This window comes from Thalassotalea sp. 1_MG-2023 (genome assembly GCF_030546745.1).
Classification (GTDB): domain Bacteria; phylum Pseudomonadota; class Gammaproteobacteria; order Enterobacterales; family Alteromonadaceae; genus Thalassotalea_C.
In genome coordinates this window covers 53,461-71,939 of the sequence record NZ_JAUOPD010000006.1, presented here as the reverse complement: position 1 = coordinate 71,939, position 18,479 = coordinate 53,461, and the positions used below count along the sequence as shown (strand labels likewise).

General features: G+C 37.2%; 15 protein-coding genes and 1 pseudogene. 5 read left to right on the top strand and 11 right to left on the bottom strand.

Annotated elements, in window-relative coordinates; all coding sequences use genetic code 11:
- Positions 1–2: 2 nt before the first annotated feature.
- From Q4489_RS06660 to Q4489_RS06630, 7 genes and pseudogenes are all read right to left on the bottom strand, one after another.
- Positions 3–599 (bottom strand): hypothetical protein, encoded by a 597-nt coding sequence (locus Q4489_RS06660; protein WP_303478319.1) that lies wholly within the window; start codon positions 597–599, stop codon positions 3–5.
- Positions 592–5,298, bottom strand: a complete 4,707-nt coding sequence (locus Q4489_RS06655) for a cobaltochelatase subunit CobN (RefSeq protein ID WP_303478317.1) — start codon at positions 5,296–5,298, stop codon at positions 592–594. Before Q4489_RS06655 ends, Q4489_RS06660 begins: the two co-directional genes overlap by 8 nt.
- A gap of 59 nt (positions 5,299–5,357) precedes the next feature.
- Complete coding sequence (locus Q4489_RS06650) at positions 5,358–7,595, bottom strand: TonB-dependent hemoglobin/transferrin/lactoferrin family receptor (protein WP_303478315.1); 2,238 nt, start codon at positions 7,593–7,595, stop codon at positions 5,358–5,360.
- Positions 7,596–7,793: 198 nt separating this feature from the next.
- Entirely contained in the window at positions 7,794–9,008 is a 1,215-nt protein-coding gene (arsJ, locus tag Q4489_RS06645) for an organoarsenical effux MFS transporter ArsJ (protein WP_303478313.1), read from the bottom strand.
- Positions 9,009–9,022: 14 nt separating this feature from the next.
- Positions 9,023–10,030 (bottom strand): ArsJ-associated glyceraldehyde-3-phosphate dehydrogenase, encoded by a 1,008-nt coding sequence (locus Q4489_RS06640; RefSeq protein ID WP_303478312.1) that lies wholly within the window; start codon positions 10,028–10,030, stop codon positions 9,023–9,025.
- A gap of 112 nt (positions 10,031–10,142) precedes the next feature.
- Positions 10,143–11,165: pseudogene (gene arsB, locus Q4489_RS06635) on the bottom strand (ACR3 family arsenite efflux transporter).
- Between the two features lie 10 nt (positions 11,166–11,175).
- Complete coding sequence (locus tag Q4489_RS06630; protein WP_303478309.1) at positions 11,176–11,937, bottom strand: metalloregulator ArsR/SmtB family transcription factor; 762 nt, start codon at positions 11,935–11,937, stop codon at positions 11,176–11,178.
- 191 nt (positions 11,938–12,128) lie between these two features.
- On the opposite strand from Q4489_RS06630, the gene Q4489_RS18290 reads away from it, so the two are divergent.
- Complete coding sequence (locus Q4489_RS18290) at positions 12,129–12,452, top strand: multidrug efflux SMR transporter (RefSeq protein WP_368389588.1); 324 nt, start codon at positions 12,129–12,131, stop codon at positions 12,450–12,452.
- A 112-nt stretch (positions 12,453–12,564) separates the two neighbouring features.
- On the top strand, positions 12,565–12,984 hold the full coding sequence (locus Q4489_RS06625) for a VOC family protein (protein ID WP_303478307.1): 420 nt from the start codon (positions 12,565–12,567) through the stop codon (positions 12,982–12,984).
- 46 nt (positions 12,985–13,030) lie between these two features.
- On the opposite strand, the gene Q4489_RS06620 is transcribed toward Q4489_RS06625, so the two are convergent.
- Positions 13,031–15,103 carry a spermidine synthase gene (locus tag Q4489_RS06620; RefSeq protein ID WP_303478305.1) on the bottom strand — a complete coding sequence of 691 codons (2,073 nt, stop codon included), beginning with the start codon at positions 15,101–15,103 and terminating at the stop codon, positions 13,031–13,033.
- Between the two features lie 239 nt (positions 15,104–15,342).
- On the opposite strand from Q4489_RS06620, the gene Q4489_RS06615 reads away from it, so the two are divergent.
- The 3 genes from Q4489_RS06615 to Q4489_RS06605 all read left to right on the top strand — a co-directional run bounded on the left by Q4489_RS06615 (position 15,343) and on the right by Q4489_RS06605 (position 17,322).
- Positions 15,343–16,242: a DUF2785 domain-containing protein gene (locus Q4489_RS06615; protein ID WP_303478304.1), complete on the top strand. Its 900-nt coding sequence runs from the start codon at positions 15,343–15,345 to the stop codon at positions 16,240–16,242.
- 100 nt (positions 16,243–16,342) lie between these two features.
- Complete coding sequence (locus Q4489_RS06610) at positions 16,343–16,678, top strand: hypothetical protein (RefSeq protein WP_303478302.1); 336 nt, start codon at positions 16,343–16,345, stop codon at positions 16,676–16,678.
- Positions 16,679–16,914: 236 nt separating this feature from the next.
- A complete protein-coding gene (locus Q4489_RS06605; protein ID WP_303478300.1) occupies positions 16,915–17,322 on the top strand; it encodes an SRPBCC domain-containing protein in 408 nt (135 codons plus the stop codon).
- Between the two features lie 38 nt (positions 17,323–17,360).
- Here Q4489_RS06605 and Q4489_RS06600 read toward each other — a convergent pair whose 3' ends face one another.
- From Q4489_RS06600 to Q4489_RS06590, 3 genes are read right to left on the bottom strand one after another with little or no spacing between them, the layout of a single operon-like run.
- Complete coding sequence (locus tag Q4489_RS06600) at positions 17,361–17,591, bottom strand: hypothetical protein (RefSeq protein ID WP_303478299.1); 231 nt, start codon at positions 17,589–17,591, stop codon at positions 17,361–17,363.
- Positions 17,592–17,594: 3 nt separating this feature from the next.
- Positions 17,595–18,011 carry a hypothetical protein gene (locus tag Q4489_RS06595; RefSeq protein ID WP_303478297.1) on the bottom strand — a complete coding sequence of 139 codons (417 nt, stop codon included), beginning with the start codon at positions 18,009–18,011 and terminating at the stop codon, positions 17,595–17,597.
- 3 nt (positions 18,012–18,014) lie between these two features.
- A complete protein-coding gene (locus tag Q4489_RS06590) occupies positions 18,015–18,341 on the bottom strand; it encodes a DUF883 C-terminal domain-containing protein (protein ID WP_303478295.1) in 327 nt (108 codons plus the stop codon).
- Positions 18,342–18,479: the final 138 nt, after the last annotated feature.

Here is an 18,479-nt window from a genome sequence, read left to right as displayed (position 1 = left end):
TGCTAATTCCTAATATTGTTAAACTTGTGTTGAATAACGCCTAATAAAAGTAGCGCTATCACACTCAACACACTGATGAATAATTCAAACCAACTAAAAGCCACATCGACATTTTCTGCCATTTCAAAAGAAGTAAAGAAAACACTCAATAACAACGCAGTAAATAAAATATTCCGCCAAATACGATCAATTGCAGCAAATACACAATTGATGAAAATCAAAACAGTCACTATTACCGCATACATAATACCCTGCATAATAAACGTACCTTCTACAAACCCTTGTTGTAAAAAAGTTAAATGCCCCAAAGAAAATGCTAAAAGAAAACTGATCGGTAGTACTTTTAATTGACTAAAACACACTAACGCAGCCTCAAGTAATACTATTATCTGTAATGCCTGAGACTGTTGTTTAGCAATGCTTAACCAATGGGGTAACCGTTGTGCGGTAATAAAGTCTGTCATGGCAATAGTGATAAACAATAAAATGCACATAACAATAGGCAATAAAAATTTAATTCTTCTTGGCTCTATAGCAGTACCTTGTATTGAAAAGACAAGCACACTGCTAATCAGCAACCACTCATTAATATTAAGCATGTCGCTTTCTTTTAACGAGCAGCAGTAATAAAGGTAACGCTAGCAATAACCAAAACCAATTCGTACTAGAAACATTACTTGCACTCTCTAACTTCGTTTTTTTACTCGTCTTGGTTTGCTCTGCTGTTTGTTCTGCCTTAGAGCCCTGTTTAGTGAGTACAACACCATTTTGAGCACTTGAAGCAACTTGTGCGGCTTCGAGTTGCTGTTGATATTCATTTTTTAATTGTTGATCCGAAATGTTTTTCTTGATAAATGCTTGTAATGAAGCATTCCCACAAGTAAAACCTCCACAACCCGCCTCAAACTCACTAACTAATTTTGCATGTAATTGAGAAACTGCTTTTAGTTGAGCATCTGAAGCTTGCCATAAACCTTTACGAGCAGTTTCTAACATAACACCTGTCATTTCTTGTAACGCAAAAGGGTTCTCACGTTCAAAAAATTCTTGCACGTTAAGCTGCTTACTATCTTGCACATAAACATCATACAAGTTATTCCATACACTATTATCGATTGCATCAGGTTTCATCACATTCCAACCGTAGGTATTTCGAAATGTTTCAGCAAACGTCTCAGCACTACTTGCCTCCCCTTTCATTAAGTCACGTATATAAGTAGGATTAAGTAACGTAGTACGCATTTCTGTCCATATTGTTTCGTGTAGCGTAGATAATTTCGCTTTATTAGGGTTACGGTAGTCATTGAAATAAGCTTGTGGGTCTTTTCCTGTTACTTCACGTACCGCCAAGTTTAACCCCCCCATAAACTCATATACGTGATCAAGACTTAATGCCCCCCAGGTATTACTACTTCTGGGCTGAATAACAACCTCTGTATTTTGCAATGCTGCAGCAAATAAGTGAGGATTATAATCTCCCCATGTTTCACTATCTCCGTATACTGCCCCCATATTTTCGAGATATTGTTTAGCGATATCACTATCAGTTTGCCAATACTCACCACCTTCTACTTTTGACATAATGGCCGTACCATAAGCGCCATTTACACCGCCAAAGCTACGCCGATAAGCACTCATTTTAGCTTCCAGTGGTGAGACTCCCTGAGCTAACATATACTTTTCAGCATCTCTTACCCCTTTAGCCACATAGTTTTCTTGGCTATCTTCTTTTGCATCTGCAACCATTCGAACAGCTCTTTCAATTAGTGCTAACCTAGAAGCTGCAATATCACGCAGTTGCCCGGCTGATTGCACCACAACATCAATGCGAGGACGCATTAACTTTTCAGCGGGGATCAACGCAAGATTCTTTACACGACCAAAAGGATCTCGTACAGGTTCAACTCCCAGCAAAAATAGAATTTCAGCAATCGTTGCTCCTTGCGTGTGAATAAATTCACTAGGCCATAACGTGAAACTAACTTTTTTAGGGTAGTTTCCTGTTTTATCTAAATGCGATGCCAATAAGTCTTCAGCCAGAGATTTACCTACCTGCCAAGCAGCCTCACTTGGTGTTTTCTCAGCATCAATTGCATACATATTTCGACCAGTGGGTAACGCCGAAGGATTAAGCACTGGATCTCCACCAGAGCTAGGAGCCGTATAGCCTCCCTTCAACGCATTACTAATGGCTGAGAACTCCATTGCAGCACCATTTAATAAATACTGTCTAGATTGCTGTAAATTCAATAAACCCGTTTTAAAGTGTTTAATAGCCATAGCAAGCGTCTGTTCTTTTATTTTCATCTCTGCAAGCACATCATTAAGTTGGTAATATTTCTTGTCGAGCGTTGCTTGAAACACCTTTTCTGAAAGCCCGGTATGCTTTTCAATAGCACCACTAAGCTCTGTTAACAGGGAAGGTTCGCTATCAAGTTGTTGTTTAAAGGCAAGTAGCTGCTTACGTTTCTGATCAACCTCTAACCAAGTCGCTTCGTGAGAAGTTATTTGAAATAAATTAGGTAACTGTTTGGCTAATTGACTATGTAAAGTTTTAAGATTTTTTGCTTTTTGGTTGGCAATTTTTTCAGCTAAATCATCTGAAGATAGCCAAGACAATACCTGCTGGCGGTTTTCATCTTGCTGCATTACGTTAACCAGCTTAGCAACTTTCGGTTTTTCTAATTGTTCAATTGCAGTTGCAATAGCAGGAATAACCTTAGCCAATAATTTTGCTTTTTCTCTTGCTTGTGGATCTAATGCTTTAGACACATGACCAAAAGATTGTTCGTTTTTAAGGCTGAGAATAAATGCTTTACTATCGGTATCGCTTATCACTTCTGCTGTGAGTTGCATTAAGGCATCATGACTTAGATTAAGTACCTTTTGCTTTTTCCCATTTTCAGACATCGCAATAAAAGACTTAATGATTTCAGATTGCGATATTTGTTTATTCTGATCGAACCATACTTCAGCGCGCTGCTGTAATGAGACTGGGATCAAGGCATTAAAGACTTCCTCACCTTTCTCTCCCTGAAATACTCGCGAGATCCACTCTTTTGCTAATATTCGACTGTTTTGATCTGATGCTAAATTCGAAAGCTTTACAATTTTTTCGTAGCTATCGGTTAGCGTATCTAATGCCATCAAATGAGCAGTTTGTTTCGCTTGTTCTGCGCTGTAAGCAGTACCTAACGTATATAAACCACTGGATATTTTTGCTTGGGCAATCGTTTCTAACCATTTAGATAACGGTAAAAGCACACGCTGTTGCCAGTCTTTATCTGCTAATTGTAGACTCTCATGAGCTATTTCAAGATCGACTAATAGGTCATGTTGCTCTAAAAGCTGGTTAATCTGTTGCTTCTTACTTTTTCTAACGCTACCAGTTACTTGGTTATAATCCATCGCTAATTCAGATAGCGTTTTTAACTCGCTGTATATCCCAGATTCTTTAAATGGTGCGGTTAGATGAGATAAAATAGTGGCATAACTTCGACGCTTAGCAATAATAGCTTCACCAACATTACTCATGGTATAAATATAAAAGTGTGGTGTGTTTCCAATAAGTGCATCTGCCCAATCGTATTCAGATAGTGCAACTTGCTTCCCTTGAGTAAACTCTAAACTACCATGAGTTCCATAATGCAAGATTGCGTCTGCATTGAATTGCTCACGTATCCATAAATAAGGTGCGATATAACTATGTGGTGGTGCTTTTCTTGTACCGTGAACTAACTTAAAGGTGTCTTCACCTAAGCCTGGTAATGGCTGGGGAACCAAAACAATATTTCCATATTTCAGTCGAGCAACTGCGATATATGATTGGCTTTGTTTCTCATCCTGCTTACGAGTTACCATAAAGTTACCTGGTGCTTGCCCATAATGCGTATTTATTTCATCACACAAGCCATCAGCAAGTAATTCATTACACCATGATTGGTAAGTTGTAGCAGGCACGAGTGCAGGCTTTCCTTCAAGCATGAATTTCTCTATCGCGCCTTGTGCATAGGGCGCCATAACTGCTCCTTGACGGTTTAAATCATGTTTAAACTGTGTGTAATCGTCAGGTAAGTTGCCTAGATTATATCCCTGCTTTTTCAGGTGTTGTAATGTATTGAATAAGGAAGGTGCCACTTCCATATTCCCTGCAACTAACGCGTTTTTTCCTGGCCCTCTAAAATACACAATTGCTAATTTTTTATTGTTATTTTCAACACTTTTTAGCTTCAACCAGCGTGAAACCATATCGCTAAAATTATTTAGACGCTTTGGCATCGCTTTAAAAATTTGAAAATTGTTATCATCAAAAAATTGCGCATTAATCGCATAGGGCACAATAGCTCCATCTAACTCAGGCATCACAACATTCATTGTTAATAAAGAATCACTAAAACCTTGACGATTTTTCAACCATTTATCATAGTGCTCAAATACTGAAACTGGCGCGAACAATGGAATATTTTTACTTTTCAAAAAGTCTATGGTTTGCTGACCATTGCCAAGTTGCATGCGCCCATGAGGCATCATCACTACAGCATCAGGATTAATTTCTTTTATTAAAGGTAATCGACGTTTACTACTCGCAATGGGATAAACGCGAAAACCATCTGCTTCAAACTTATCTATTAAGGCATCTAAATGATCGCGATTAGCATTGAAAGGACCTGGAACACTGGTCAGTAAAGCTATTTTTTTTCCTTGGCTTTGATAGCTCTCAAGCGTTTCATAATAGTTTTGATACCCCTCAACGTCAGAAAATAATTGGGTCTCATCTTTATGAAAAAGTACATCTGTAGTGTTCTCTTTCACTAGTTTTGGCGCATCAACACCAAACGTTTTTTGGTCTAAATCTGTTCGACTAAACCTTAGAAGTTGTTGATAATTAAACTCTCCACCATATTTAAAATAAGCCGTAATTTTCGATAACAACGAAGCTGGAACATTCGTAACATCTATTCTGGGATTAGTCGCCGACTCAACAACAATGCTAACTCCTTGGTTTCCTGCATATTTAAATGCTGTGACTTGTTCAGGCGTTAGAGAAAGCCCTCTACCAAAAATATAAATAACGTCATAATCAGTAAATGCTGTAACATCCGCTTTATTAACACGATCAATTGAAATCCAATCGCTATCTTTTGCTTTAAACATTCTAGCTGCTTGAAAGTCTTGATAATTAATCAAAGCAATTCGTGTTGGCGACATATAAGTGCGATAAAGCCCTGCTACAACAACAATTGTAATTAGTAGCAATAGCAAATATTTAAATTTTTGAAACAATTTGACAGTATTCATAATTCACTTTAGTAGGTTTACATAGGGGATTAACCCTATGTAGCTTCGGATAGAAAACGTTAGAATTGATAACTTGCAGTAACGGCAAAGTTGCGTCCTGGTTGCACTGACGAACTTAAATTCCCCGTTGCATCGCTACCTTTAGCACTAGCTCCCCAATATTGCTTATCGGTGATATTATAAGCTGATAAAGATATCGCAAAATCGTTATTGACAAGATATTGAATGCTTAGATCTTGAATTCCATAACCAGGCGGTTCAAATACAGGTAGTGGTTGACCATGCTGACTTAACGATTCAGCATCATCAGCTTTAGTTGAAGCGCGTAAATGCCAGTTAAACGTTAGCGCTTCATTAGGAGAAATACTAAAACCAATAACGCCAGTATTACCTGGTACAGAATTTAAGCCAGAACCATTTAATGTATTTTCGCCATCAATAACACTTAATGCAGCATGTAGATCACCTCGCCAGCCCTTTGGCAATATTGTATCTAACATTAAATGTCCGCTAAGTTCAGCCCCTTTAATACGTACTTCGTCAACATTTTGATATTGAATTTGGCGAATCGCTAATTGATCTACAAACATTGGGAACATTTCTCGGTAACCAATTGTTTTACTATCAATAAAGTCTTCAAAATCATTTCGGTAAACAGAAAACTCTATTTTACTGACTTCGTTATGCCAACGAATACCTAACTCCACACCTTGCGAGGTTTCAGATTCAAGCTCATTATTGGGAATAACTTCGTGGGGTACTCCGGGAACAGGCACTAAAATAGCACGGCTGATATATTGCTCGGCAATCGGTGGGGCTCTAAATCCCGTGGTGAAATTAGCAAAAACTGATGTTTGTTCATTAAAGTTATAAACCATGCCAACATGCGGAGAAATAGCATCGTCTGAGTAGCTTTTGGGTACAGCCCCAGCAACATTGAAATTTTGGTATGCTTGATCAACATTAGGGGTGTTTTTGAATTTATCGTATCTAACTCCCATCACAAATGATAAATGATCAGACACGGTAAAATAATCTTGTGCAAAGATGCCAAGTTGCGTTACGTCAGCATCAGGAAATGTTTTACCTGGATGTTGATAACCATCTATTATTGACGTTGATTCATTAGTCAACAAGTCAACTTCAGTACGGTGGATAGGACGAGTAACAGATTTATCTAAATAATCAAACCCAAGTAAGAAATGATGATCTCCAACTATTTTTTCACCTAAAACACTCACATTCACTTGTTTTTGTTCAAAATCTTCGTGTTCGTCTGTAAAATAGCTTGAAGGTGGAATTGGTGGAAAAGCACTACCTGAATTATCTACTTGCTCTTGCTCAAATTGTTGGTAATTTGAATATTGATAATCTAGCTGCCACTTAAGTGTATCTGTCCATAAAGTATCATATAATTCATGTTGAACTCCCACACGCCAAACTTTCGATTTATCATCTGCAGTAGCTAATGTAATTTCAGTACCCGGAGCACCGGCTGTAGGGCCCAAATTTGTATTTAACTTATTCTCTGTTTCTTGGTTAAAGTAATCAGCAGTTAACTGAAGCTTTTGATTTTCTATACTGTCAAACACCCATTTTACAAAAACGTTATCAGCACTCCCGTCTTTTGGATTAACCTTATAATCGCTGTTCACATCTGTTTCTGAGAAAGATTGATGCTGCATTTGTGCAAGCATATAACCCCCAGAAACTTCACTAGCGACGGTCGCACCTATACGTTTTCGCTTATCTTCAGAAAAATACCCTGTGTTTATGCTTGTATAAAAAGATTCATTTTCTCGTTGCAGTAACTGTTTTGGATCTACCGTTTTTAATAGCACCACACCACCCAGTGCATTAGAACCATATAATGCTGAAGCAGGTCCCTTTAAAATTTCAACTTGCTGTAAACTAAACGGATCAAAGTTACCACGCCCTTGTGATACCCCTGCTGAGCCAAATCCGTCAGGCATGATAGTGCCATCTTTGATCACCAAAATACGATTACCGTTAATACCACGAATATTGATATTAGCATCACCATGACGATGACCTGATTTTTCTACCGTAACACCGGGTTGATACCGTAATAAATCGCTTAATTTATTTGCACTTAATTGCTTAAGCGCTTTTTCATCGATCACAGCAATACTGGCAGGAACATCACTAATTTTACTTTGAATACGTGTGGCGGTAACTTCTACATGTTCGATGTCATCCGCATAGACAGGACTTAAAATAGCACTACTACAAACCGCACTTGCAATAGCAGTACGTTTAAAAATACTTTTCTTCATTATGATTGTTTAAAACAGGTTAACTCTTGATATGTTATATCATAACAATACAAGTAAAAGTTTCGCAATCTCTTTTTTAAATTTTAAACATGGTTTAAAAACTTATTAATTTAAAAAAGAGCAAAAAATCACAAAAAAACACATGAACATGCAGGAAAATTCTGCGAAAACGAAGATTTTTAACAATGAAGTTTGTACTCAAATAAGCGTCGTTTTTGGCAATCTACACGATACCAACATCGCTAAGATGATAAAAACACTGGAGATAAATAAACAAGCCGTTAACCCATAGTACTGATAAACCCAACCAGACAGAATGGTGCCAATTAGTCTGCCCATAGCATTAGCCATATAGTAAAAGCCAACATCTAATGATACGCCATCTGCATCGGCCATACTGACAATCAAGTAACTATGTAATGAAGAGTTAATCGCAAATAATACGCCAAACAGAAGTAGACCTATTATTAAAGAGATCTGAATCGCCCACTGAAAAGACAACATAATGGCAATGCAAAATGTAACTAACGCTAATGGTGCCGCCCACTTAACCGCTTCTTTAGCTGGAGATACCCCAGATGTTAAGTTAAAAAGAGCAGGTGCGCATGACTGTACAATTCCATAACCTATAACCCAAGCGGCAAGAAAACCACCAACAGTCCAATGATCCCAATTAAAAACTTGAGATAAAAACACCGGCAATGCAACAACAAACCATACATCGCGAGCTCCAAATAAAAACATACGGGCAGCAGACAGTGAATTAATGGCCGAACTTTTTGAAAATATCTCACGAAATTTTGGTGTAGTTTTCGCTTTGCCTAAATCGCTTTTTAAAGCATAAATACTAAAGCACCACACAAGAATTAGCACCACTGCCATTGAAAGCATTGCCCCTTTAAAAGACAACAAAGTAAGCAATATGCCACCAATAAAAAATCCAAACCCTTTCAACGCATTTTTCGAACCCGTTAATATGGCAACCCATTTAAACAATGTGCCTTCCTGCCCACTTGCCACTAACATTTTTATGGCACTTTTAGCACTCATTTTATTCAGGTCTTTAGCGATCCCAGATAAAGCTTGGGCGATCATTACATAGACAACAGTCAACCAATCAGTAGGTACGGTTAATAAGAGTAATGCAATAATTTGTATTGCCAGGCCAATATTCATGGTGCGGTTTAAACCAATCTTCGCACCTAAATAACCACCAAATAGGTTAGTAATAACCCCAAACACTTCATAGAATAAAAACAGCAATGCAATATTTAATGGCGAATAGCCAAGCTGATGAAAATACAACACCACAAGCATTCTCAAAGCACCATCAGTTAATGTGAATGCCCAATAATTGCCCGTTACAATTAAATATTGTTTAATATCATCTGATAATTTAATTCGTTGAAACATTTGGCTTAAATACCCTACTTAATACTAAGTGCCACTTTAATAACCAGTTCGGCTGTTCTATTCGCGTAACCCCATTCATTATCATACCAAGCATAAATTTTAACTTGGGTATCATTTATCACCATGGTCGACAATGCATCGACAATGCTAGAGCGAGGATCAGTTTTATAATCAATTGATACTAGTGGCTTTTCTTCGTAGCCCAAAATACCTGCTAAATCAGTTTCAGCTGCAGCTTTAAACCAATTATTTAGCTCATCAACTGTGGTTTTTCGTTCAAGTTCAAAAACGCAATCGGTGATAGACGCATTTGCTAACGGTACTCTTATCGCATGGCCGTTTAATCGGCCTTTTAACTCAGGAAAAATATGGCTAATCGCCGTTGCAGAGCCAGTTGTCGTGGGAATTAAACTCATACCACAAGCACGAGCACGCCTTAAGTCTTTATGTGGTGCATCTAAAATAGTTTGGGTATTGGTAATATCGTGAATAGTGGTTATTGAACCGTGTTTGATACCAATATTTTCTTGTAAAACCTTAACAATAGGCGCTAAGCAATTAGTGGTACATGAAGCTGCAGTAACAATGTCATGGTTTTTGACATCATACAGATCATCGTTGACCCCCATGACAATATTTAACACCCCTTCCTCTTTTACGGGCGCAGTTACTACAACCTTTTTAACTCCTTGATCAAAATAGCCCTGCAATTTCTCTTTCGTTTTCATTTTGCCAGATGCTTCTATTACCACATCACATCCAGACCAATCTGTGTCCTGAATTTCCTTATTTTGCGTAACCTTAATAGCCTGCTCATCAATCAATAATGTGGCATTATCATGTTCAATTTTATGCTGCCAAATACCGTGAACAGAATCGTACTTCAATAAATGTGCTAATGTTTCAGCGTTGCCTGCCGGATCATTTATCTGAACAAACTCAATCGCGTTTGACTTAAATGCAGCCCTTAAGGTTAAACGGCCCATGCGTCCAAAACCGTTGATACCAACTTTAATCGTCATCTTAACATCTCCTGTTTTTACTGAATAAACACATTATTTATAAAAGAACTAAGCATTGCGCTTACTATATTTCTAAAATTTAACTATAAAATTCAAATGGTTATTATTTTGTTCATGGTTCAAACCAATGACGTGTTTTGTTCACAAATGCAACCAAAGACAACATCACAGGCACTTCTACCAACACACCAACAACCGTTGCTAACGCAGCTCCTGAATGTAAACCAAATAATGAAATAGCTACTGCCACTGCTCATTCAAAAAAGTTTGATGTGCCTATTAAACAAGCTGGAGCAGCAATGTTTTGTTTCAGCTTTAATTTTAAAGCCAAGAGATAGGCAATAATAAAAATACCGTACGTTTGTATTACTAACGGTATTGCAATTAATACGATAGTTTGAGGTTGTTCAATAATACGCTGAGCTTGAAAAGCGAAAAGTAAAACCACTGTCAACAATAAACCCACCATTGAAAACGGTTTGAACTTTGATATGAGTTCATCAATTGATTTATTTTTGCGTTCTGATTTATTCAGTATTGCTCGCGTTAAAACCCCCGCAATTAAGGGCAGTACAACATATAGCAATACTGAATATAGTAAGGTATTCCAGGGAACATTGATATCAGCTACACCTAGCAAGAAGGCAGCTATGGGTGCAAAAGCAAAGATCATGATAATATCATTTAACGATACCTGAACTAAGGTATAGTTTGCATCACCTTTTGTTAATTGTGACCATAAAAATACCATTGCAGTACAAGGAGCGACGCCAAGTAAAATCATGCCTGCAATATATTCTTGAGCTGTTTCAGGGTTAACGAAGTCAGTGAACAGCACCTCAAAAAACAACCAACCTAAGGCAGCCATTGAAAATGGTTTAACAAACCAGTTAATCACAACGGTAAGCACTAATCCTGACGGATTTTTTCCAACATCTTTAATGGTGGAAAAATCAATTTGAACCATCATGGGATAAATCATTAACCAAATGAAAACTGCCACAAAAATATTAACTTGCGCGATTTCGGCATTAGCTACCCAAGAAAAAAATTCAGGGAAATACACCCCAAAAATCACTCCGAAAAAAATACAAATAGCGACCCATAAAGATAAATATCGTTCGAAGATTCCCATTAGTTCCCCCCTAATTACAGCAGCGCTTAATACGCGTAGGACGATCCCCCATCGCATTTAAACGAGCAAGCTCTTGTTCAATACAATGTGGTTCATTGATCACGGTGGATGTGATCACAGCTTTCATCCAACTTGTTAATGTGGGGTTTAGTGAGTAAAACACCCATTGTTGATGCTTTCTTGATGATAATATGCCTGTGTTTCTCAGCTGCGCTAAATGACGAGATACTTTCGGCTGACTCTTTTCATTTAACGCTTCCATGATTTCACAAACACATGCTTCTTGTTCGACAGCAATAATCAATAACGTTTTAAGTCGTACTTCATCTGCTAGACACTTAAAAAAAACAGTAGGCGATATTGGGGTTGGCTTTTGCTTTTCTTGAATTAGCAAAAACATTTTTATTCGCTCATTTAGCTCTTGAAGTGTTTTCTCATAAGGATTAGCAACCATTCTACTGCGTGGTTCAGGAAAGTCCCAAAACAAACAATTGGTTCCCATTACGCTGGTATCACACTCTTTCGCTGCTTTGTCGCACAAAGTAATCACGTAATCAAAATGAATTTCTTTTACGTCATCAAGGCTATTAGATGATAGTCCATCTATTGGTAGACCAAAGTGCGTAATCGCCTTTACTGCCTTTGGTTCAATACCTGATGGGTGAGTACCTGCACTATAAACAGCAAATTGCTCTTTACCATGATGTTTTAACAATGCTTCAGCCATTATTGATCGTGCAGAGTTCTCCGAACATAAAAAAAGAACTTTCATAAACCACCTATATAACAAATTCATTATATAATAATTTTGTTATATAGCATTTTCAACCGCTTTTTTACTTTTTTCGAAAAGTAACTTCGAATAACCGGTAATAAAGCGTATAATTTAAAAACATTAACCGAAGTGAGGACGACCTCACCGCTCTATTCCATCAGGGACGGCCCTTTAATTGGAGTAGAATTATGTATTGGTTTTTTCTCATTGTTGCAGGTATTTTTGAGGCAGGTTGGCTCTTCTTTCTTGACAAATCCGCATCCTTTTCTAAGTTTCCCTACGTACTACTTGCTGTAATTTCTATGGTAATTAGTCTTGTATTGTTTTCGTTTGCTATCAGGGAAATTCCGATCACCATTGCCTATTTGATCTGGTTAGCGGTGGGAGTATGTACTATCGTATTAATAAATTTTGTTATGTATCAACATAGCTTAACCATCATTCAGTTATTTTTTATCAGTCTGATCATAGTCGGCATTATTGGACTAAAATTAAATTTAACAAATAGTTAGTATCAATGTATTACAGAAACCTGCGATATCGTTTTATAATGATATTGATAAGATAAATTATACTATCGTTGTTCAATAGAGCATTTCGTAAGATTCATTAATAGAGGTTCATATGAAGTTTCTTCATACCATGGTTCGCGTGACAGATGTCGATGCGTCACTCGATTTTTTTATAAATAAACTCGGACTTATTGAAACCAACCGTTACGACGTACCAGAAGGTAAGTTCACTTTAATCTTCCTAGCCACTGAAAAAGGTGCGCCTGAAATAGAGTTAACCTATAACTGGGATTCAGAGGAAGAGTACCAATCAGGCAGGAATTTTGGTCATTTAGCTTATGAAGTTGATGATATATACGCTACATGCCAGCATTTAATGGATAATGGCGTAGTTATTAATCGCCCACCTCGCTGCGGCCATATGGCATTTGTAAAGTCACCTGATGGGATCTCAATTGAGCTATTACAAAAAGGCGATGCTTTGCCACCAAAAGAACCTTGGCATAATATGGAAAATACAGGTACTTGGTAATCTTATTTCGCAGGCATAAGCGTCTTTATGCCTGCGATAGCTTTGATCATTTAAGTAATGACATTAAGTGGCTGTGATCATCAGTCCAAACTATTTGCTCTGACGATGACAATTTTACTCGCGTACTTTGTAACTTAACGACAGGGTTATCTATTAAATTATTATTGTGTGTCAGCCAAACCCAATCAGTATCATGGCTTTCAGCACGTTTACCTGCCGTATGAAAATACACTAATGCCATTTGAGTGTGATCTGCTATCCCTTTCATCAATGGCAATAAATTTAAATGACTATTAGAAATATGAACCGCGATGATCCCCTGCTTACTCACAACTTGCTGATACATTGAAAACGCTTCAACGGTCAGTAAATGTTGCGGAATACTGTCACCTGAAAACGCATCAAGTATTAACACATCGAAAGGTTTATTTGCTAATGGCTGAACATCTTTGGCAATTGAAATGCGAGCATCTCCTTCTATTACTTTAATGTTAGCGTTAGAATTCGATAAAAAAGTAAAATATTCTTGAGCCGCGTTAATCACTGCAGGGTTCAATTCAAAAAAGCTGAAACTATCTTCCTTTTCACCATAGGCTGCTAACGCACCAGCACCTAAACCGACAAACCCTACATTGATCCCAGTTTGTTTTGTCTGTTGCATTAGCTCAATCGCAATTGCACCTCCTGTGCCTTTACGATAATAACTTAACGGTATTTGTTGTAATGATTCATCAAGATATTGTGTACCGTGTGATGTTGTTCCATCAACAAGGCGGCGTTCAGTTTTACCTGCAACATCAACATCTTTTACCGTTAAAATGCCATAAAAATTACGTTGTTGGAAAATATCATTTTGTTGATAACGACTCAGTAAAACCGTAAATAAAGAAACACAAACCACCACAGACACTGACATTGCTAAAACATACTTAATCGACAGTTTTTCTCGCCAATACACTACTGACAATAATAATAGTAAGCTAATAAACGCTAATGGAAATTCAAGAAATTGTTGAAATACATTCGTGGCAATAAAGGCAACAAATAACGAACCAAGAAAACCGCCCAGCGCAATAAGTAGATAAAAGTGCGTTAAATACCTTGGCGCGGGTTTAGTTTTGGCTAATTCACCGTGACAAACCATGCAGGCAGCAAGCAATACAAAGCTATATAGAATCACTTGAGTAATTAAATCAAACTGAGAACCGATGAAATACAAGAATATCGCGATGATGCTACCTAATATCAACAATATCAGCCAATACCAGCGAATGTACCAACGATCGCTGTGAAAACAAATAATAAAACTAAGCAGATACAAGCAAAGAGGCAAGATCCAAAGAAATGGAATAGGTGCAACATTTTGTGTGATCGCATTAGTAGTAGCGACTAAAAAAATCACCCCAAGTGACGACAAAGCGACCCATGAAATAGCATTTGTAAGATTAAAGTCATGTGTGTGTCTATCAATTTTCGCAACACCCGTATCGATATTTACCCCTGTTATCGATTGTGTTGTTTCTATAGGTTGAAGCAACTGCCCGCGATACGTTGTTATTGCTATAACGATAAAAGCCAGAACATAAACACCATACAATACCGACCATAAAATTAATTGAGTAGATGCGGCTAATATCGGCTCGAACACAAAAGGAAAACTGAGTAATGCAATTAAAGAAGCCACGTTAGACCAAGAGTACAAAAAATAAGGTGCCTTACCTTGGTGATTACTAGCATACCAGTTTTGTACCAGTGGGCCGGTTGACGATAAAATAAAATAAGGTAATCCAACCGACAACATCAATTGGTATAAAATATTTAACAGTGGGCTTTCAACAAATACCTTAGGTAACACATGTTCAGACAAACCAATTGGCAAAGTAAATACACTAATTACCAACAAGGAAATGTGTAAGATTACTTGTAGCTTTATTGACCTAATTCTCGACAATATATGACTATAACCATAACCTGCTAATAAAAAAGCTTGAAAGAAAAGCATGCAGGCGGTCCAAACTGCAGCGCCACCACCGAAATAAGGTAAAATTAATTTAGCGATCAGTGGCTGTACTTGAAACAGTAAAAAAGCACCAATAAAAACAACAAATAAATAATGCATATGTGATAACGAAAGCAAGGTAGCTTATTCTGATGAGTATTGCGGTTGATTATAAAGACTATCTTTTACAGTTAACACCTTAAAACGGTCAATGAATTAGCTTTGTTTATAAAATATAACAACTTATCTCACAGATTAATTGACTCATAGCAACAATTAACAAACAATGAAACACTAACTTAGATAATCAATTTTCGGTATTAGCTAAACACAAGCTAAGCCTTTATTAAGGTATAAAAATGCAACTACACTCGTTAGTCCTTATGGGTTCACTACTATTATTTACTAATGCTGCGTTGGCTAGTCACTGTCATCAACAACTTACGGTTGAAGCACTCAAATCCTTAAAAACAAATGACTTTACTATCGAAGAAGATAAAAAGCGCAATAATCTCGCGATCACCCTACTTAATTGTTTGTCTCACCCTGATCCTAAAATACGTGACGAAATTGTCTATCAAGCATACAGTACATGGCTAAGAAACAAGGCACTAGATACAGAAACAATCAACACTTTACTCTTTAAGCTACAAACAATATTAGCTTCTAAGAGCAAAGACCCGAATGGTTTCGAACAACCTTTCGCGGCATTAGTATTATCGGAAGTGGTGCGTGTTGATCGCATTACCCCTTATATGTCAGAGCAAGAACGGCAGACAATTGTTGATGTTAGCACCCGTTTCATGTCAAACATTTCAGATTACCGTGGATTTAACGAACAAGAAGGCTGGCGACACAATGTTGCTCACACGGCTGATATTTTCTTACAACTTGCACTTAATAAACAAGTGACTAAAGCTCAGCATCAGCAATTATTAACTGCAATCAAGCAACAAATTTCTCCTAAAAATACCTTCTATACTTTTGGGGAGCCTAAACGCTTAGCCATGCCTGTGGTTTATATTATTTTACAAAACAAACTTTCCGCTGATGAATTCGCTAATTGGTTAACCTCTGTAACATCACCGGCACCATTTGAAACCTGGCAAAGCGTTTATCAAAGCGAGCAAGGCCTAGCAAAACTTCATAACACAAGAAGTTTTTTACATAACCTATATGTCATCACCAGTAATAGCAAAAACCCCCAGCTAAAAGCTATACAAGCTTCATTACAACAAGCGTTAACATCTTTAGGATAATATTAAAACGACTCTCTAAAGTGCGAGTTTTATTACTATAACTCGCAAATATATCTTGGTATATTTATGTTTTTATACACAAAAGTAACAAGGTCTACTATTGGATTATTCACACTGGATACAAAAAACATTTCCTCGTGCCAACCAAATCCCTGAACAGTGCATTGATGAATATATTATTGAAGCAAAGTCGAATAGCAAATTACTGCGTGAATTCACTAAAGTATTCACGTTTTTCGTGATCGTTATTCCTATTACTCTGTACTTAAATTACCTAACTCAAGGTTCAAGATTAAACTTTATCGTCCTCTTATTAGGTTTTACTACTTTTGGCGTAGGCAGTTTTACTGCTCTTTATTTTGAACAGAAAGTCATTAAAAAATACCTGAAAAAAATACTCAAACAAAAACACAATATCAGTGAGAATGACCTTTAACCTAAAACTGAATTCATATATTGCTATATCGGAATTGAAAAATAGTTTGTATATCAATGCATTATTAACTCTTAAAGTTGTACAACTAAAATCAACCTAACATTGGTTTATGTTTGAACATTAACGCTTTCAAAAAAGTTAAATTAACATGTCGATTGACAGTCACTACGTTCGACTAATACACAAAGCCTGTTTTTGGCTTAGCGTACACTTTAATCTAATACAGAGGAGATAACATGAACGTAGTAATAGAAGCAACTGTGAATAAGCCATTAAGCACAACTTGGCAGGCATGGGTAACACCAGAAGACATTAAATGTTGGAATTTTGCCAACGACGATTGGTGCTGCCCTAACGCGGAAATAGACTTTAAGGAAGGAGGTCAGTTTAACTATCGAATGACAGCGAAAGATAACTCCATGGCCTTTGATTTTTCAGGAAAGTTTAGCAAAATAATTGCTTTTAACACAATTAATTTCACCCTAAATGATGGACGTTCTGTATCGGTTGAGTTCATTGAAAAAGGCGACGACACAACAGTTAAAGAAACCTTTCAAACAGAAGATGAAAGCACGTTAGAACAACAAAAACACGGATGGCAAATGATTCTAAATAACTTTAAAAAACATGTTGAAAGCAAATAGATAAATAGCGATGTTACCGCCTTCAGAGCAAGTGTCATTTAAAATACAAACAATTTGATCAAAGGTAATAAACGCTGATGCGAAGAAGACGATAAACCAGCCACTGAACCTGCGGCAAAACTAGCCGCTAAGCCTTTTGGCGAACCAATAACATATAAGCTTTTATTTTTCGCTTGCTCTATGCTCATCCTTTTATACGATGTAACAATTTGATAATCATCATATACATACTGAACATTTGCTTTATGTTTTTTTAGTAGATCAAACATCGCTTACTCCTCAGGCTCTGAGTTCATCAACAACGACTTTGCATACGGTAACCCTATCGCCGACTTACTTTGTTTATACAATTTAAAGCTGATCCAAGCCACAACTGCATTAATCAACAATACTGTAGAAGGGATCAATAACCAATGACCGCCAAAGGTGAATACAGTATAAGCAATTGTTAAACAAAGGGTTATCCACATTATCAAACCAATACCAACCAACACCAATAAGCCTATTAAACTTAAGGTCATCGCTTTAACACTGAGTTTAATTTCTGAGCCAACAAGATCGCTCGCTTTCAGTATCTGCAATTTGTAAACCGTTAATACTTCTTGCCATGCAGATAATATATCTGAAAGAGCAACGTCATTAGCAGACGTTGCATCTTCTTGAGCTTGATGTTCAGAGTTATCATTCATCTGTTACTTTCTCTTAAGTAAGCTAGTCAGTAACATACCTGCTGCAAAAGCAATGCCGGCTGATGCCACAGGATGTTCTTGTGTGTATCGACCGACTGCCGATTGATTCCACATACTTTGCACTTTTACTTGCTTATCTTTCATCGAATTTGCTGAATTAGTCGCATTTTTTCTTAGCGACTCTTCAGTTTTAGCTGCATGTTCACCTAAATGATCAACAGATTGATGTAACGACTCAGTAATTTTTTGTGCAATAGGAGACGATCCATTACCTTTAGTAGTTTTAGGTTCACTGCTTTCACTCTGTGCTTTTGTTGCTTGACTAGCCATAATATTCTCCAATATTTGTTTAAAACTATTCTCACTCTATTGCGTGAGTCAAACATATTGCTGCAATGGCTATACCAAAACCTACATTGCCGTTTTAACAGGCTATCAAGCCTACTTAATTGTTATGACGCTTAATGG

Excerpts from the sequence above, each read along its gene's own strand:
- Q4489_RS06660 (WP_303478319.1), bottom strand. The coding sequence starts at position 599 with ATGCTTAATATTAATGAGTGGTTGCTGATTAGCAGTGTGCTTGTCTTT.
- Q4489_RS06655 (WP_303478317.1), bottom strand. The coding sequence starts at position 5,298 with ATGAATACTGTCAAATTGTTTCAAAAATTTAAATATTTGCTATTGCTA.
- Q4489_RS06650 (WP_303478315.1), bottom strand. The coding sequence starts at position 7,595 with ATGAAGAAAAGTATTTTTAAACGTACTGCTATTGCAAGTGCGGTTTGT.
- arsJ (WP_303478313.1), bottom strand. The coding sequence starts at position 9,008 with ATGTTTCAACGAATTAAATTATCAGATGATATTAAACAATATTTAATT.
- Q4489_RS06640 (WP_303478312.1), bottom strand. The coding sequence starts at position 10,030 with ATGACGATTAAAGTTGGTATCAACGGTTTTGGACGCATGGGCCGTTTA.
- Q4489_RS06630 (WP_303478309.1), bottom strand. The coding sequence starts at position 11,937 with ATGAAAGTTCTTTTTTTATGTTCGGAGAACTCTGCACGATCAATAATG.
- Q4489_RS18290 (WP_368389588.1), top strand. The coding sequence starts at position 12,129 with ATGTATTGGTTTTTTCTCATTGTTGCAGGTATTTTTGAGGCAGGTTGG.
- Q4489_RS06625 (WP_303478307.1), top strand. The coding sequence starts at position 12,565 with ATGAAGTTTCTTCATACCATGGTTCGCGTGACAGATGTCGATGCGTCA.
- Q4489_RS06620 (WP_303478305.1), bottom strand. The coding sequence starts at position 15,103 with ATGCATTATTTATTTGTTGTTTTTATTGGTGCTTTTTTACTGTTTCAA.
- Q4489_RS06615 (WP_303478304.1), top strand. The coding sequence starts at position 15,343 with ATGCAACTACACTCGTTAGTCCTTATGGGTTCACTACTATTATTTACT.
- Q4489_RS06605 (WP_303478300.1), top strand. The coding sequence starts at position 16,915 with ATGAACGTAGTAATAGAAGCAACTGTGAATAAGCCATTAAGCACAACT.
- Q4489_RS06600 (WP_303478299.1), bottom strand. The coding sequence starts at position 17,591 with ATGTTTGATCTACTAAAAAAACATAAAGCAAATGTTCAGTATGTATAT.
- Q4489_RS06595 (WP_303478297.1), bottom strand. The coding sequence starts at position 18,011 with ATGAATGATAACTCTGAACATCAAGCTCAAGAAGATGCAACGTCTGCT.
- Q4489_RS06590 (WP_303478295.1), bottom strand. The coding sequence starts at position 18,341 with ATGGCTAGTCAAGCAACAAAAGCACAGAGTGAAAGCAGTGAACCTAAA.